General features: G+C 54.6%; 13 protein-coding genes. 5 read left to right on the forward strand and 8 right to left on the reverse strand.

The features are described from left to right. Positions 1-198 precede the first annotated feature (198 nt). Positions 199-864 carry an SOS response-associated peptidase gene (locus GSQ91_RS14395; protein ID WP_158822462.1) on the forward strand — a complete coding sequence of 222 codons (666 nt, stop codon included), beginning with the start codon at positions 199-201 and terminating at the stop codon, positions 862-864. Between the two features lie 38 nt (positions 865-902). On the opposite strand, the gene dinB is transcribed toward GSQ91_RS14395, so the two are convergent. From dinB to GSQ91_RS14430, 7 genes are all read right to left on the reverse strand, one after another. Next, a complete protein-coding gene (dinB, locus tag GSQ91_RS14400) occupies positions 903-1,997 on the reverse strand; it encodes a DNA polymerase IV (RefSeq protein WP_174240694.1) in 1,095 nt (364 codons plus the stop codon). A gap of 211 nt (positions 1,998-2,208) precedes the next feature. After that, the gene (locus tag GSQ91_RS14405) at positions 2,209-2,679 is read right to left on the reverse strand and encodes a DUF3085 domain-containing protein (RefSeq protein ID WP_158822464.1); all 471 of its coding nucleotides are present in this window, start codon (positions 2,677-2,679) and stop codon (positions 2,209-2,211) included. 347 nt (positions 2,680-3,026) lie between these two features. Further along, positions 3,027-3,755 carry a hypothetical protein gene (locus tag GSQ91_RS14410; RefSeq protein ID WP_174240691.1) on the reverse strand — a complete coding sequence of 243 codons (729 nt, stop codon included), beginning with the start codon at positions 3,753-3,755 and terminating at the stop codon, positions 3,027-3,029. Further along, positions 3,709-4,632 (reverse strand): LysR family transcriptional regulator, encoded by a 924-nt coding sequence (locus GSQ91_RS14415; protein WP_158822466.1) that lies wholly within the window; start codon positions 4,630-4,632, stop codon positions 3,709-3,711. The genes GSQ91_RS14410 and GSQ91_RS14415 overlap by 47 nt, the downstream gene beginning before the upstream one ends. Positions 4,633-4,861: 229 nt before the next feature. Further along, positions 4,862-5,740 (reverse strand): helix-turn-helix domain-containing protein, encoded by an 879-nt coding sequence (locus GSQ91_RS14420; RefSeq protein WP_158822467.1) that lies wholly within the window; start codon positions 5,738-5,740, stop codon positions 4,862-4,864. Between the two features lie 436 nt (positions 5,741-6,176). Continuing rightward, complete coding sequence (locus GSQ91_RS14425; RefSeq protein ID WP_158822468.1) at positions 6,177-6,458, reverse strand: helix-turn-helix domain-containing protein; 282 nt, start codon at positions 6,456-6,458, stop codon at positions 6,177-6,179. Positions 6,459-6,570: 112 nt separating this feature from the next. Beyond that, positions 6,571-6,885, reverse strand: a complete 315-nt coding sequence (locus GSQ91_RS14430) for a helix-turn-helix transcriptional regulator (protein ID WP_158822469.1) — start codon at positions 6,883-6,885, stop codon at positions 6,571-6,573. Positions 6,886-7,042: 157 nt separating this feature from the next. Between GSQ91_RS14430 and GSQ91_RS14435 the strand changes: the two genes are divergently transcribed. The 4 genes from GSQ91_RS14435 to GSQ91_RS14450 all read left to right on the forward strand — a co-directional run bounded on the left by GSQ91_RS14435 (position 7,043) and on the right by GSQ91_RS14450 (position 14,750). Then, positions 7,043-7,774 (forward strand): RNA polymerase sigma factor, encoded by a 732-nt coding sequence (locus GSQ91_RS14435; RefSeq protein WP_158822470.1) that lies wholly within the window; start codon positions 7,043-7,045, stop codon positions 7,772-7,774. Then, positions 7,771-9,081, forward strand: a complete 1,311-nt coding sequence (locus tag GSQ91_RS14440; RefSeq protein ID WP_158822471.1) for a hypothetical protein — start codon at positions 7,771-7,773, stop codon at positions 9,079-9,081. The genes GSQ91_RS14435 and GSQ91_RS14440 overlap by 4 nt, the downstream gene beginning before the upstream one ends. A gap of 123 nt (positions 9,082-9,204) precedes the next feature. Continuing rightward, positions 9,205-12,321, forward strand: a complete 3,117-nt coding sequence (locus GSQ91_RS14445) for a TonB-dependent receptor (RefSeq protein WP_254064594.1) — start codon at positions 9,205-9,207, stop codon at positions 12,319-12,321. Between the two features lie 74 nt (positions 12,322-12,395). Beyond that, a complete protein-coding gene (locus GSQ91_RS14450; RefSeq protein ID WP_158822473.1) occupies positions 12,396-14,750 on the forward strand; it encodes a hypothetical protein in 2,355 nt (784 codons plus the stop codon). 456 nt (positions 14,751-15,206) lie between these two features. Here GSQ91_RS14450 and GSQ91_RS14455 read toward each other — a convergent pair whose 3' ends face one another. Further along, the gene (locus GSQ91_RS14455; RefSeq protein WP_158822474.1) at positions 15,207-15,344 is read right to left on the reverse strand and encodes a hypothetical protein; all 138 of its coding nucleotides are present in this window, start codon (positions 15,342-15,344) and stop codon (positions 15,207-15,209) included. Positions 15,345-15,371: the final 27 nt, after the last annotated feature.

The raw sequence follows: 15,371 nt of genomic DNA on the forward strand, positions 1-15,371 counted from the left end.
GCAATCGGCTCTAATCCCCATGAAAATAAGAGGTTTATTTTTCCAAGGCCTGTGACTTGTGGGGGGCCACTTTGAGAGGTTAGGTATTTCACAAGATGCGCCAAGGCTTCTACACTGGCCTCCATGCGTGGCGGATATCTACAGTGCAGATTCGTGATGACGAAGATCCCCATAAGGTCGTAGAGGAGGCGTAAACGAATGTGCGGGCGCTACAAGAGACCAGGCAAGCAGAAAATCGCGGAGGCCTTTGCCGTAAGTGAGGGGCTGGAGGCGTTTGATCTCGAAGCTGATGACAATGCCTGTCCTCAATCTTTTCAGCCCGTCATCCATTTGAATGCGAATGGAGAGCGTCAGATGGAACTGATGCGCTGGGCGTTTAGGTTACCGGATAGACTCCTATTCAATGCTCGTTCCGAAGGAATCACGAAATCAAAGTTCTGGGCGGACTCCTTCCAGAAGCGTCGCTGCATCATTCCGGCGAGTGCCATTCAGGAATCGCAAGACCTGCCCGATGGGAAGAAGGGCGACAAGTACGAGTTCGATATTCCCGGTCGAGAAATTTTCGGAATGGCAGGTATATGGAAGCCCTGGCAACATCCGGGGACCGGTCAATGGGAATCTACATTCGCAGTTCTCACTCGAGAACCGAACGAAGTTATGATGCCGATTCACAAGCGTCTGGCGACTGTGTTGGAGCCACGGGACCATACGGAGTATCTCGCGTTCGCTGAGAGGCCGCCCATCCATCTGCTACGTATTCTGCCGTCCAATGAATTGCGTGCGAGGCGTCTAGAGAAGCCTGCGCTAACACCGAAGTCGAAGCTGAAAGTAGATCCTCAGATATCCCTTTTCGGTTCGGAGTGATCTCCGAGCCTCATTGAGGTAAGCGATCCCGTTGTGAACTAAATCGATGGCTCGGCACTCGCAGCGGCGCTTTCGTCCTCAAAAAGTGGGGACTCCGCATCAAGTTGAAAATTGCTGAGTCCGACGCCGACCAAACGGAAGAGCTGTTGCGGTCCAAGTTCGATTCGTTCTCGTAACGCGAGCGCAATCGTAGTCAGTTCGTCACACGTTGATGGTGGCACAGAAGGTGTGACACTTCGTGTCAGCGAATTGAATTGCTTCGTCTTGAGCTTGAGTACGACTGTCTTCGCTCCACGAGCGTTATCTCGGGACGCCCGCCATACCTTTTCTGCAAGCCGCCGAATCTGCTGCTCGGTTTCAGCAAGGGGTATATCTAACTGAAAGGTATCTTCGGCAGAGATTGATTTGCTCACTCGGTTTGCCACAACAGGGTTGTGGTCGATGCCGCGGGCGAGTTGGTAGAGACGAGTGCCGTAGCTGCCGAAGTGACCTTCGAGATCGGATAGCTCCATTCGATATAGATCACGAACTGTGGCAATACCGACTGCTTTCATGCGGCTCTCCGTGACTCGACCGACCCCAGGAATGCGACCTACCGGAAGAGGCAGAAGAAAGCCCTGTATTTCATGGGGTTGAATGACGAAGAGTCCGTCCGGTTTGCGCCAGTCGGATGCAATCTTTGCGAGGAACTTATTTGGAGCAACCCCCGCCGAAGCGGTCAGATTCAGTTCTTCGCGGATTTGCTCACGGATGGTCTTCGCGACACGGGTCGCAGTGGGCAGACCAGTTTTATTCTCGGTGACGTCCAGATAGGCTTCGTCCAGCGACAACGGTTCAATGAGATCGGTATGTCGATGGAAGATCTCTCGTGCTCCTCGGGACGCATCTTTGTAACGCACGAAATCAGGCGGAACGAAGATAGCCTCAGGGCATAGCCGTTCGGCAGTGATTGCTGGCATCGCTGAGCGCACACCGAACTTCCTTGCCTCATAAGAGGCGGCGCATACGACAGATCGATTGCCTTTCCATGCGACAACAACAGGTTTGCCGCGCAGATGCGGGTCATCGCGCTGTTCAACAGAAGCATAAAACGCGTCCATGTCCACATGAACGATCTTTCGCTGTGTTGCCATTTCGCTCATAAGCTATCCGAGGTGGGATATTAAATGTTCGCCTTATATTCGCCTATTATAGGGAGCGTGCGGAGTGGAGTGCAATGTATTTGTGATCTTTCGAGTGGCATCAGTTGGAGAGTCTCGGTTGCGAGAAGCAAGTAAGCAGCAAATGAGAAGCGGAGCCTGTAATTAGAGGCTCCGCTTGAAATGATGAAGGTGATGGCTCCGACTACACCCGCTTTCTTTTCTTGTTGGTGATTGGCCCCAGAGGCGGCCTGATGATGCCGATTGTCATTTCGTCTGCGCTCAGTTCAACTTGAAGCGAGCCTCCTGCTTCGAGTGCTGTAAAGCCCTTCTCGGGTATAAACTCTGCGAAGTCGTCACCGCCCGCAGCATCCCGAATTTTTTCATACCTCGTCATCCGCTCTTCCATACTCGCTGTGACGGGCAGTCCTTCGTAACCTTGAGCGTAAACAACCTTGTTGGTTGTCTCGGTACCGCATAGACCGGGCTCTCCATTCGACATGAGATAGACGCCGTCATCTTTGACGAGCATCAACCCTGGACCGGGATCTTCTGTCAGACCATATGGCGAGACGGTTCGAGGAGCTGCCTTCGCATGTGCGAGCAGTTCCAACACGGCTATTCCATCAAACACGAATTTGGCTATCGTTTGCTTCTCTCGTTCTATATTTTGCATCTGTGTGCTCCTGATGTGCCCGCTGTGGGGCGATTTGCTTGCATGAGGGGAGCAGTACATCGAACCACAGTTTCTTTCGTCGAGTGCTCCCGCTTCATGCCCTCGTTAGGGCGGTGGCGCGGAGGTTCTGTCAAGGTCGCCAAGGCGCCGCGCAGCGGTCGAAGCGTAGCGAAGAGCCTTGACAGGTCCTCCCGGCACTGCGAGCACATCACCTGAAGCGGGGCACTTGACGAAGAAATAAAGTTAGAAATCTTCGTCATTGCAGCTTCGCGCAGCAGCGGGCACTTCAGGACATAGCAGACGCTGCTGGGATGGACAACGGTAATCGCTTTCGACTGTTCATCGTTTCATCGGCTCGGGACTTCCCAGCCGTGATTGGTCAACTGTAGTCCCGCAATTTCATTTGCCTTCGATATTCCGGCTACTGTGGTTCGAACGTCCCCGAATTCTCGCTGTACATCGGGCCGTATCGCCCAGGGCGCGAGGTTTGCGATCTTATAGGTGTAGGTAACCTCGCTCTGCGAACCCGCTCCCATCGTTACAGGCTCCGTCCACTTCACAATTGAATCGACCGTCCTATCGCCGTAGCAGAATCCGGCACTCTGGCCAAGAACTCCGGGGACTTGCTGAAGATATTTCTTTCCTGCCTCGGTTGGTTCATATCGCTTCACACGCCGAGGCGCACCCGGACCGAAGATGCTAGGAGTGGGAGCTACAGTGTCTGAAGAATGAACCAGACCGGCCGCCTCCAAAACTGCCATCTGGCCGGCGGCACCCGACTGGAGCCTCTGCTCTGGCTCGGAAACATCGATTGGAAATGGAGGACCTATCCATGTACAGGCTTTTCCATGCTTCTCAAGATACTGGCTGATCGCTTTTCTGAAATTGCCGTCGCTGGTTTTTTTGACGTCGTTGCAGGCGATGAGGAATACAGCGCCTGTCAGGGAGATGAGAAAGAATTTGCGCATAGAAATCCTCCTTAGCAGTTTGTCGATCAGGACAAGATTCGGTCCCATGGCGTCGTCGGCTCTAGTTGATTTCGATCTTGAGAGCCAAGAGTCGAGAGAAAAGATCATCGACCAGGTCTTTGAGATCGCCATATCTTTGATCTCGACGCATGAAGAGGACGGTCTCAATTCCAAGGTAGCGATCAGTCAGCGGCTTGAAGACTGTGCCCGCATGAGTGATGTGGGCGGCGGAACGGGGAAGCAACGCAAGGCCGAAGCCGTGGGCCACAAACTCAAGAGCGTGAGCCTCGCTCTTCACTTCTCTGAAGAGGGGCTGCACTCCCAGAGTGCCGATATATTTCATGACCCGCCCGTAGTAGCGAGGCTGCAATGATCGTGGCATCCAGAAAACCATCTCACGATCAAGATCGTGTGCGGTCACGCCAACCTTTTGGGCCAGCCGGTGGTTCCTGGGCAGACAAACCGAGAATCCTTCTCGCCCAACCCGCTCTACCCATAGATCCCGATCCGAGATTGGACCGACACCCAATGCGGCGTGAAGTTTCCCTCGCAGAACACGCTCCACCAGCTCCAACGTGTTCGCGGTCTCAAGCACGATCCCGGAAGGCTCATCAGTGGGAGGATGACGCACCGGACTCAGCCCGTTCAGGAGCGGTAAAAATGCACTGTGGGTGTACGGGGAATAACCTATGCGGTAAGGGCCGATTTCGATCTGTGCCTGAAATCTGGCAAGATCCCAGGCACGTTCGGCATGCATGATGGAGATAGATGACTCCTGGACAAAGAGTCTTCCTGCGGTGGTCAGTTGTACGTTCCGTGTCGATCGATCAAACAGCTTAACCCCGATACTCCTTTCAAGAGAGGAGACCCTTCTGGTGAGTGACGGTGGGGTAATGCCCAGCTTCTTCGAGGCCCGGATGAAATTGCCTTCCTGAGCAATAACGACGATCAATATGTTGACTTCCAGTGGATTCTTGCTCTGCATGAGAACCTGCCTTTGTTGGATGGATCTGCGACGCGCCGTAATTCGCCTTCAACGTTCGTATTCTCTGCGATGTTTGTGGAGTTCGCGGTGATCGTCCGGCCCAGTTCAACACCGTGGGAGAAGACAGCTCCGATTTGATTGGCAGGTCAAATCAGGCGGCTTCGATTCCCGGCGTCAGCGACGGCCACAGATCGCCTCGCGACGTTCACTTGCTGCAGAATGGCCAATCTCAGGTCGAGTTCGAATGCTCGTCTGGAGAGACATAGCCGAAGCTGAGGTTTTTGGGAAACCCCAACCGGGTCAGGACACGATTTACTACACCGACGACCTCCACCTCCTGCCTGTATCTCCATCTTCGGTGTGACACCACGGTCATAGCGGAAGGCACGAGGGTGAGCCAGTTCTTTTCAGCATCCAGTTGGCACCAACCGCAGTAGTAGCCATCATGCGTCCGGAGAAAGTAGATGGGGCGTTCGAAGATCGAGCGATGGATTCTCTTCGGGGCGATGGTGCGAATGGAAGGATTGATCTCCACAACTGCCCCCGGTTGTGCAAAGGGCATAAGCGTCATATCGTTCGCTCCCAATATGCCGTATAGCGGCTCAGCACCACGGAAACGTCTTCGAACTGTCCGACTGCAGTTTGGATCGGTCGTCACGAGAGGAGGCAGGAGCGTGGTATCCGGAAAATATGCCAGCCAGCTCTCGGGCGGCAATAATGGTTCTTCAGGGCAGGTCAGCCCTTTCAGGACCGCGGCCGGAACGTCGGGGAAATGGAAGTGCGGGGACGTGGCAGGTTCGTTCTCAGGCTTGGGCGTCTCGATCAACTCTTCGTGTGGGATGTCATAGACCTCTTCCAGCGATTCCAGCTTCTTGTGCGCGATCGAGTGGTTCTCCCGTTCGATCCTGCCGAGCCAACTGGCTGAAACCCGCCGCGCCTTGTCGTTGTGCCTGTCCGCAATGATCGTGGCAAGCCGTTCCACTTGCCGCAGGGAAAACCCGCGACGTTTACGGATGATCAGTAGCTTCTGCCCGATCTCGTTCATCGGATTGGCCTCCGCTTGATACTCGACCGCGTGAAGCTGGGCATCGCTCCTATAGGGGAGCAAGTCCTCTCTTCCCACCCCGCTTGTCCGGCCCCTGGTGCCCTCGTGGCCTGACGGTCGCTATGGCACGGAACCCTTCTTCCTGAAGCGGGAAGTACGGCTGCGGCCTGTGGTGTCGCCGACACCTTCAGGTCACGATGCCTCCATAGATAGCAATCACCGTTCCATTTGTAAGTTATTGATAAGAAGAGCAAAGGGCGCGTCTATTGCCACGAGTTTCTGTGGTTCCACAAGATCCTGTGGTTTTGGACTGGGTGTTGGCCCACCAGAACGTCAATATAGGTCCGCTATGGAATGATATTGGTGCCACGGGAGATCTTCACATTGTCCTCGGCTCACCGCCTGCGGGGCCAATGCGAGTTTGATGGGGAATGGCAACCGTTTGGCATTGTTAATGATGTCCAGCGCCCTACGTCCGGAGCTTCCGCCAATGTCGGCATCACCGTTTTTGGCTCTGTTGTTTGGGAAGCTTTTCCGCGTAGGTCCAGAACTGACCGATAGACATACCAAAATAATTACTCACTGCTGCCATTACATCGCAGGAAACATTGGCCAGGCCCCGCTCGATTCTCCCCAAATAAAACGTACTGTAGCCAAGCGCCTCAGCCAAGGAAACCTGGGAGAGCTGTTTTGCAGTGCGCATCTCCGTCACCGCGCGGCCGAATACCTCATTGGGCGTTTTCGATTTTCGCTTGAGATCCGCTCCGATAGGCTTGGTCACTATGCCATCGTCGAAGACTAAGGCGTTCTGAAATAGCAACTATAGCTTTGGATATAAAAGGGTTACGGCAAAGCTGAGGGTCTCATTCCCCAAAATGGCGTGCGATGTCTTGTCAACGTGCAGCTTCGGCAAGACCTTCGGCGAAAAGCCAGAATTTACTCAAAGGAAGCATGTCGAAATAATCCACGATGGCGTACATCAGGTCGAAAGATAGATTCTCTTTGCCCTGTTCAATGTTGCGGAGATGGAACTCCTCACAACCCACACGTGGCGCGACAGCGGCCTGAGATTGACCCCGCCTCACGCGTAGCTCCGTGATCGCCAATCCAAACACTTCCCTTGGCGTACCGGATTTTCGCGTGTTGTCCGCCCCGATGGACTTGGCCACAAACTGATCGTGGCCGTCAGTTTTGATTTGAAACAGCAACTATAGTTTCGTATACTCACACACGACAACTATAGTTGCTGATGCTCCGACTTGAGAACACGGTCAGAGACAGTGCAAATAGAACCTGTTTGGGCTGCAAATTAGTGCTGGTGGCAGCCAATTCAGCCCAAAGCCTCCAAGTTGCCAAAGGAGCCGCATGACTTCGGATGCCGCCTATTTCCCGGACGCTCTGGCGACCACATCGGAAGTTCGCGGAACCGTGCAAGGTGCGGCAGCGATTCCTCCAGATCATCCCGAAAGCGTCGGACACAATCCATCCGAAGCTTCGGCCAGCAATGTCATCCCAATCGCGGAAATCACGGATGAGGCGCTGCTGGAACAAGTGTGCCAAGGATCGAGAGAAGCTCTCGGCATCCTATTTCGCCGCCACGCCCGCACAGTGCGCAATGTCGCCTACCGCATTCTAAGAAACGAAGCAGAGGCCGACGATCTTGTTCAGGACGTCTTCATCTTCATCTGTCGCAAGGCCGCGCTCTTCAACGAATCGGGCGGTACAGCCCGCTCATGGATTGTGCAGGTCACCTACCACCGAGCCTACGATCGCCGCCGCCATCTCGTCACGCGTCACTTTTATATGAACCAAGAACTCGACGATGCCGTGTTGAACCTTGCGGACCGTCGATATGAGATTCTCTTTTCTGAGTGGTCTATGGAAGCTGTCTGGGGAAGGGATTGGGCCGAGAGCCTCAGGGCGCTTCTTTCGCCCTCTCAGCTCTCAACCATCGAACTGCACTTTTTTGAGGGATATGGCTTTGATGAGATTGCCGAACGCTTGGGACAGACGTTGAGTAATACTTACCACCACTACTATCGGGGACTTGAGAAGCTGCGCAAGTCCGCCGTTGCCAGAAAATTGCGCTCCAAGTGAACAGAACAGTGGACAATGCCCCTAAGCAAAACGTCAGGCCATTTGCGGCAGATCGTTGCGATGACTACTTCATCGAGCTCTGCGCGCTCTCGACCACTGACGCTTTGACGCTGGAGCAACGGCGTCAGCTTGAACTGCACTTGTCTGTCTGCGCCAATTGCAGAGAGATCAAAGATCAGTACGATGCCCTGATCGCTACGACGCTTCCGGCGATGGCGGCGGAACTGGCACAGGAGGGTATCGACCATACTCCGGGCTCCTGGTCGATTGAGCAGGCCGAAGCCTCACTGATGGAGCGGATCGACAGGGAGAATATCGTCCCTGAAAAACCCGCAGAACCCTCCCTACAGGCTTCCGGATGGCGCGGGCTGCCCTGGTCTTATGCCGGAGCCGCAGTCTTTATTGTCGCTTCTCTCTTCATCGGGTATCGAATAGGCGTTCTCAGGGAACGCAGCTCACAGATGGCCGCCGCGCTGCCGGCACAACATGTAGACAATCCCCATCATGATCTCAATAACTCCAGCGTGTCCCCGTCGCCTGTTCGCCAAGAGCGCGAACTGCAAGCCGACAGAACAGCGGATTTGCGCAAGCAACTTCAGGCGAGCTCTCTCGAAGTAGACCAACTCAAGGAACAGCTAAGGAAATTGCAAGGCGACCTTGCAGAACGCACTTCGGCCCAGGATCGCGGCACTCAGGATCGTGCTGAGCTGGAACAAAAGCTGGCGCTCACCCAGTCGAACGCCCAGACTTTGCAAGACGAACTCAATGCCGCCGCAAACCAAGCCAGCCAAAGGGACACGAAATCACCAGCTCTGCAAGCACAGGTGAACGAACTGACCGCTGCGATGCGAGAGAAGGACCAGCAGATCGCCCAACGCGAAGAACTGCTCGAGCATGATCGAGATATCCGAGACCTTATGGGAGCACGCGATCTCTACATCGGGGAGATCTACGATGTCGCTAAGACGGGCAAGACCCAGAAGCCCTATGGCAGAGTGTTTTATACCAAAGGACAATCCCTGGTCTTCTATGCCTACGACCTCGATCAACAGCCAGGCGTGAAGCTTGCGAGCACCTTTCAGGCATGGGGACGTAGAGGGATTGACCAGCAACACGATATCAATCTCGGTATCTTCTATCAAGATGACGAGAACAAGAAGAGATGGGTACTAAAGTCGAGTGATTCAACGACGCTCGCGCAGATTGATGCGGTCTTTGTCACAGTTGAGCCCCATGGTGAAAGTACCAAACCGAGCGGAAAGCCGCTCCTGTTTACATATCTCCGCCTGACGCCGAACCATCCATAGCTCTCCACAAGAGTTCCGCCTTTTCTTCCCATGATCGAGCACAAACTTTTCTGGGAAGAAATACTCGCGGCTTCCGTAAACAGAGTGACACGCTTTCATCCCCGCCTGTCCAAGGAGTTTCCCTTGAAACAGCTATGCCTTCGTCTGCTGTTGTTGACCCTCTGCGTCCCAACATATTCCATTGCTCAGTCCACTGACGCAACCATCAGCGGTCAGGTTATCGATCCTTCCGGAAGAGTGATCCCCGATGCTGACATCGAGATTTTGAACGAAGCAACTGGCGTTCACTACAGCAATAAGACAAACAAAACGGGTATCTATACCGTCTCGATCCTCCCGTCGGGGCAGTATCGTGTGCAGGTATCAAAGATTGGGTTCAAGACTCTGATCAAGCCCGGCATTGTTCTGAATGTTCAAAGCGCAGTGGCTATCAACTTCACTCTACCCGTCGGGGCGACTTCCGAGAGCGTCACCGTAGAAGCCGGATCATCAATGCTCAATACAACCGACGCTACCGTCGGAACTGTCGTGGATCGCAAGTTCGTAGCCAATATTCCGCTCAATGGCCGAAGCTTTCAAGATTTGATCTCGATGACGCCTGGAGTTGTCACGCAGAGCCCGCAGGCGGGCTCCAGCCTCGGCTTCAACGGTGATTTCAGCGTCAACGGGCAGCGAACCGAAAGCAACAACTACATGGTGGACGGCGTAAGCGGAAATGTCGGTGCAGGAAATGGCTTCGGTCAGGCTCAGAATGGAACCGGTGGGGCACTTGGCGGTTCGACGGCTCTGGGTACGACGCAGAGCCTTGTCTCTGTGGATGCGCTCCAGGAGTTTCGAGTGCAAAGCTCCACGTATTCGGCCGAGTATGGAAACTCACCCGGTGGCCAGTTCTCACTGCTGACCCGGTCTGGAACGAATAGCCTTCACGGCAGCGTGTTTGACTATCTCCGCAATAATTTCTTCGATGCGAACGATTGGTTCAACGACTACTACGGCAAACCGACGCCGGCACTGCGTCAGAATGATTTTGGTGGAACACTCGGGGGACCCGTTTTTATACCGCGGCTCTATGATGGCAGGAACCGCACATTCTTCTTCGTTTCCTACGAGGGATTGCGTCTCACACAACCGACAGCGGCGACGATTCAGTATGTCCCTGACCTGTCGATGCGGCAGCAGGCATCCTCGGTTCTGCAGCCGATCCTCAATGCCTATCCTCTACCGAATGGGATCGACTATGGGACTTCGGCGAACCCGAGTCTTGCTCAGTTCATTGCCCCATTCTCCTTGCCCAGCTCCATCGACTCGACCAGCTTCCGTATCGACCAGAGCTTCACACCGAAGTTGGCCGTCTTCTTTCGATACAGCACGACCCCGAGTTACACATCGTCCCGTCCCTTCTTCGCGCGCCAGACTTTTCAAAGCAATACACAAACCTACACGCTGGGTGCCACGAGCCAACTGTCGAGCAACATCAACAACGAGTTTCGGTTGGGCTACGCCAGCAACGATGCCACGGTAAAGGGCGCTGTCGATAGCTTCGGCGGTGCCACCCCAGTCAATCTGGCCGCTGCCATGGGAGCCGGAGGTATTACAGCACCCTACCCTGTGATGTACTTCAACATCGCCGGGATCGGGACCTCCGATTTCGCGGTTCCAGACTCAGGAAACGTGAACCGGCAATGGAATCTGATCGACAACTTTAGTCTCTCGCTGGGTCGGCACCAGATCAAAGTTGGTGCAGACTACCGGCGCATTCGATCCACACTCGATCATAGTTATGCCGAGATATTCGCGTACTTTGCAAGCCCCGCTTCCATCCTCAACAATGCGCCGGATGAGTCCGAAGTCGCACGCTTCAAATCAGCGACGCCGATCTTCAACGACACGGCATTGTTTGCCCAGGACGAATGGCATGTTTCCTCCCATATCAATCTCTCCATGGGCGTGCGCTGGGAAGTAAATCCGCCACCGACTGAAGCAAGCGGGGACGACGCCTACACCCTATCTGGCGACATAGATAATCCAGCCTCACTGTCTCTTGCGCCCCAAGGAACTCCTCTCTGGAAAACGGCCTGGTATAACTTTGCTCCCCGCCTGGGTGCTGCCTGGACGGTTCACGATCGAACCGGCTGGGAGACAGTCCTTCGTGGCGGAGGCGGAGTGTTCTATGACACGCTCAACCGGGTGGGGGCTCTCGGATACGGTGGCTTGGGGTTTATCGCCTTCAGGATTTATAGCGGAGCATCGATTCCATATACCTCAGACCAACTCACGTTTCCCATCACGGTCACGCCTCCGTATACCGGAGCGTCGATCTATGTGTTCCCCCAACATCTTCAACTTCCCTATACGCTCGAATGGAACACAAGCCTTCAACAGGCCCTCGGCAAGCAGCAGTCACTGACGCTCTCTTACGTCGGGTCGGCCGGCCGGCGCCTTATTGGGCAACAGCAACGCTCGCTGTCTGCGCTCAATCAGACCTTCTCCAATATCTACTACTTTCCCGGCGGTGTGACTTCAAATTATGAAGCTCTCCAGGTTCAGTTCCAACGGTCGGTTGCCCATGGAGTCCAGGCACTCGCTTCCTACACCTGGTCTCATTCTCTCGATCTGGGATCGGCGGACACAGCACTACCGCTTCAGCGCGGCGACTCGGATTTCGATGTTCGAAACAGCTTTCAAGGTGGCCTGACCTGGGATATCCCGCCCGTCAACGGCAACCGCATTCTCGCGGCGCTTCTGGACAATTGGGGTGTCGATGGACGATTGATCGCGCGTGGAGCATTTCCCGTGCCGTTACAAGGCTCCTCGTATGTGAATCCCGCAGATGGAACAGTCACCTACTTGGGATTGAATGTTGTTGCGAATCAGCCCCTTTACCTCCATGGACCGCAATATCCAGGTGGTAGGGCGATCAATCCGGCAGCGTTCAGCCTCCCAGTGACGGGTGTCGCCGGCAATGCGCCACGCAACTTCGTACGTGGTTTCGGTGAAGCTCAGATCAATCTCGCCGCCCGTCGCGAGTTCCACTTGCACGAAGGCCTTCGAATGCAGTTTCGCGCCGAAACGTTCAATCTCCTCAACCACCCCAACTTCGGTTTGGTAGACCCCACCTATACCGATGCAACATTTGGCCAGGCAACGCAGATGTTGAATCAGAGCCTGGGAACCGTCGCAGCTCAATATCAGCAAGGCGGCGCTCGTTCCATGCAATTTGCACTGAAGGTCCTCTTCTAGGTGGAGGAACTCGGGAACTGCCCCGGCCAATGGGCTCCGCAAACACGCCAGACCACAACGAGAGAGAGAACACAATGAAGAGTTATTCAGGTTGTTTCGCCATGCTTGCACTGGGTATCGCCGTGATGAATGGTATGGCGCAGAGCAGAGGATTCACGGTACGCGATGACATCGCTATGGTTCGCTTTAGCAGTCCGTCTGCACAGGTCAATGATGATGCAGCAAAGTTTTCTCCGGACGGGAGATACTTCGCCATCATTACGTCCCGGGGACTCATCGAAACCAACGAGATCGAATCTACCCTTTCCGTCTTTCGAGCAGATGACATCGATACCTATCTATTGGCTCCCGGTTCCGCGACCTCACCCCAACCACGAACACGAACCAAGATTGCCGCTGTGTTGACCGACGAACAGTTCGACGCATACGGCGCGGTCATCTCCGATCTTCGGTGGTCCTCCGATTCCCGCTATCTTTATTTTTTGGGAGATGGCCGGAAGAATGACCGCAGATTATTTCGTATCAGTATCCGCGGGGGAACGGCGCTTGCCTTGACCCCGGAGGCTTACAACGTCGCGAGATACGATGTAGCCGGGAACGCAATCGTCTGCAGTCTTTGGCATTCCGAACAGCCCGGTACAGCTGGACTCGAGAAACGGGGAGATACCGACTCAGACGTGCGTGACGTCACCGGGGAGCGTCTGAAGGCGATTCTCTTCCCGCACAGTCAGCCGGCACCAACAGACCGCGAGCTTTGGATAGTGCACAATCGACAAGGTCGTCCCGTGGCTGCGCGAACTCCCTCCCCATCGCAACGCGATATCAGCTGGTTTCCCGAGGCTTTTGCCCTTTCCCCTACGGGTCACCAGCTGATCCAGATGAACCCGGTGGACAGAATTCCAGATGACTGGAGCGGCTATGATCCCGCTCCCGGATATGAGTGGTCGCGAATACAAAGCGGGAATGCCACGCTCGTTGCCCCTAACAGCGTGTGGAGGCTAAAACAATATTCTCTGGTGAATCTCGACGATGGAGTCAGCACACCGTTGATCGATGCTCCGCACGATTACGCACTGAAGTATCCCTATGGCAGCCAGGCTATCTGGTCCCCGGATCAGCGGCGGGTCCTCCTCACCAACACCTTCTTACCCCTCGGTCCGATCGATGACGAGGAGAGGAGTGGGCGTCTCAAGCCATGTGCGATTGCTGACGTTCAGTTGCCCTCACGACAGGCCCACTGCGTTATCGCCGTCTCCGATCTGACCGCCGGCTCGTCTGGCGGCATCCTTGAAGACAGTCTGTCGTTCGGGAGAGATGACAACGAAGTTGTCTTCAGGCTCAAAGGCTCCAGCTCAAACGGCGAGGTACGTCGGTACACGTTTGATGGAAGGCGATGGCTGAAAGAGAAGACCCCTGATGACGAAGCAGAACGAGATAGGCTGATCGTTCGCACTCATCTGCGGGTGACGATAAAGCAAAGTTTGAATGAGCGGCCGAAGCTCTGGGCAACCAACACCGTGACAGGGCTGAGCAAGATGGTCTGGGACCCCAATCCGCAACTCGACCATCTTTTGTTCGGTAAAGCTTCCGTGTATCGCTGGCGGGACAACAGCGGCTACGAATGGCAAGGAGGCTTGGTCAAACCCGTGGGGTATGTTCCTGGGAAGCTCTATCCACTCGTGATCCAGATCTACAACTTTGACGAAAGCAAGTTCCTGACCGACGGACTGTTCCCAACCGCAATGGCAGCCAGGCAACTGGCCAGTGCCGGAATCGTGGCGCTGCAGGTCCAACGGCGTCTGCCTCACACGTTCAATCTGGCTGAGGGACAGGCGCAACTTACCGGCCTTGAGAGCGCCATCGAGCATTTGACGAAGGACGGGTTGATTGACCCAAGCAAAGTGGGCTTAGTCGGGTTCAGTGCTACCTGTTGGTATGTTGAGTACGCCCTCATCAACGCCCCCCGCGTCTTCAAGGCAGCGACCATAGCGGACGGAGTTGACTACAGCTATATGCAATATCACGTGTTCGGGGTAGCGTCTTCAGACGTCGAGAAACAATACGATGCCATGATTGGTGTGAAACCGATTGGCAGCGCCGGACTCAAACAATGGACCGACAATGCCCTGGGATTCAATTTGGACCGGATCGTTGCTCCCCTCAGGATCGAAGCGATTGCGCCCATCTCGGTTCTATCGGAGTGGGAGATCTATTCGTCTCTGAAGATGCAAGGGAAACCCGTAGATCTGATCTATATTCCCAGCGGACAGCATATCCTGCAAAAGCCTCTCGAAAGACTTGCCTCCCAGCAAGGGAACGTGGACTGGTTCCGATTCTGGTTGCAAGGATATGAGGATCGAGATCCCGTACAACGCGGGGAGTATGAACAATGGAGGGCTCTGAGACAGGGCAATGCGGCGGAGAAATGATCAAATCCAACCCTAGGCTGTTTTCATCACTTCGAACAAGACATTCGGCGCAAGGAAGGGTAAAACGGCCGCTGGCAGTGCTCGTGACGTTAGCCAGCGGCTGTTGGTTATCCAGCTACATTTCGAGAGTGTCACAGGAGTTACTCGTCCGCCCTGTACCCTACGGTTGAGCTGGGTTGCTCTTCAAGGTTATCCAACGGTCCGCTCATTTTAGCGAGCCCTTGAATGGCCGAATCTGCTTTCAGAGTGCTCGTTACCTTCGGTTCGACGTACTGTATGGTGTGATACCTCATTCTTTCGGAAGCCCCACACGATCGAGACAACGAACAATCCGGGTCGCGTGGACGTTGTTACTTCTCTAAACCGCTTCGAACAAGTCACGAGCAGCCGACTACAGGGCTAACTCGTAGCCAGCTGCCACGTGCGGTCCAACGTCCATTGCAAGTTGCAATGGAACTACTCGTCTGCCTGGTATCCCGCCGAGGGAGTGAACTGCTCTTCAGGGCTGTCCAACGAGTTGCCGGTCTTGGCAAGGCTTTGGATGGCAGAGTCTGCTTTCAGGGTATTTGTCACTTTCGGTTCGGTATATTGCATGGTGTTGTACCTCATTCTTTCGGAATT

This window comes from Granulicella sp. S156 (assembly GCF_009766105.1).
Taxonomy (GTDB): Bacteria; Acidobacteriota; Terriglobia; order Terriglobales; family Acidobacteriaceae; genus Granulicella.

What these genes read in the sequence shown, in the direction of transcription:
- GSQ91_RS14405 (WP_158822464.1), bottom strand. Translation starts at nt 2,679, where the DNA reads ATGCAAAATATAGAACGAGAGAAGCAAACGATAGCCAAATTCGTGTTT.
- GSQ91_RS14435 (WP_158822470.1), top strand. Translation starts at nt 7,043, where the DNA reads ATGACTTCGGATGCCGCCTATTTCCCGGACGCTCTGGCGACCACATCG.
- GSQ91_RS14395 (WP_158822462.1), top strand. Translation starts at nt 199, where the DNA reads ATGTGCGGGCGCTACAAGAGACCAGGCAAGCAGAAAATCGCGGAGGCC.
- dinB (WP_174240694.1), bottom strand. Translation starts at nt 1,997, where the DNA reads ATGGCAACACAGCGAAAGATCGTTCATGTGGACATGGACGCGTTTTAT.
- GSQ91_RS14450 (WP_158822473.1), top strand. Translation starts at nt 12,396, where the DNA reads ATGAAGAGTTATTCAGGTTGTTTCGCCATGCTTGCACTGGGTATCGCC.
- GSQ91_RS14455 (WP_158822474.1), bottom strand. Translation starts at nt 15,344, where the DNA reads ATGCAATATACCGAACCGAAAGTGACAAATACCCTGAAAGCAGACTCT.
- GSQ91_RS14415 (WP_158822466.1), bottom strand. Translation starts at nt 4,632, where the DNA reads ATGCAGAGCAAGAATCCACTGGAAGTCAACATATTGATCGTCGTTATT.
- GSQ91_RS14410 (WP_174240691.1), bottom strand. Translation starts at nt 3,755, where the DNA reads ATGATCTTTTCTCTCGACTCTTGGCTCTCAAGATCGAAATCAACTAGA.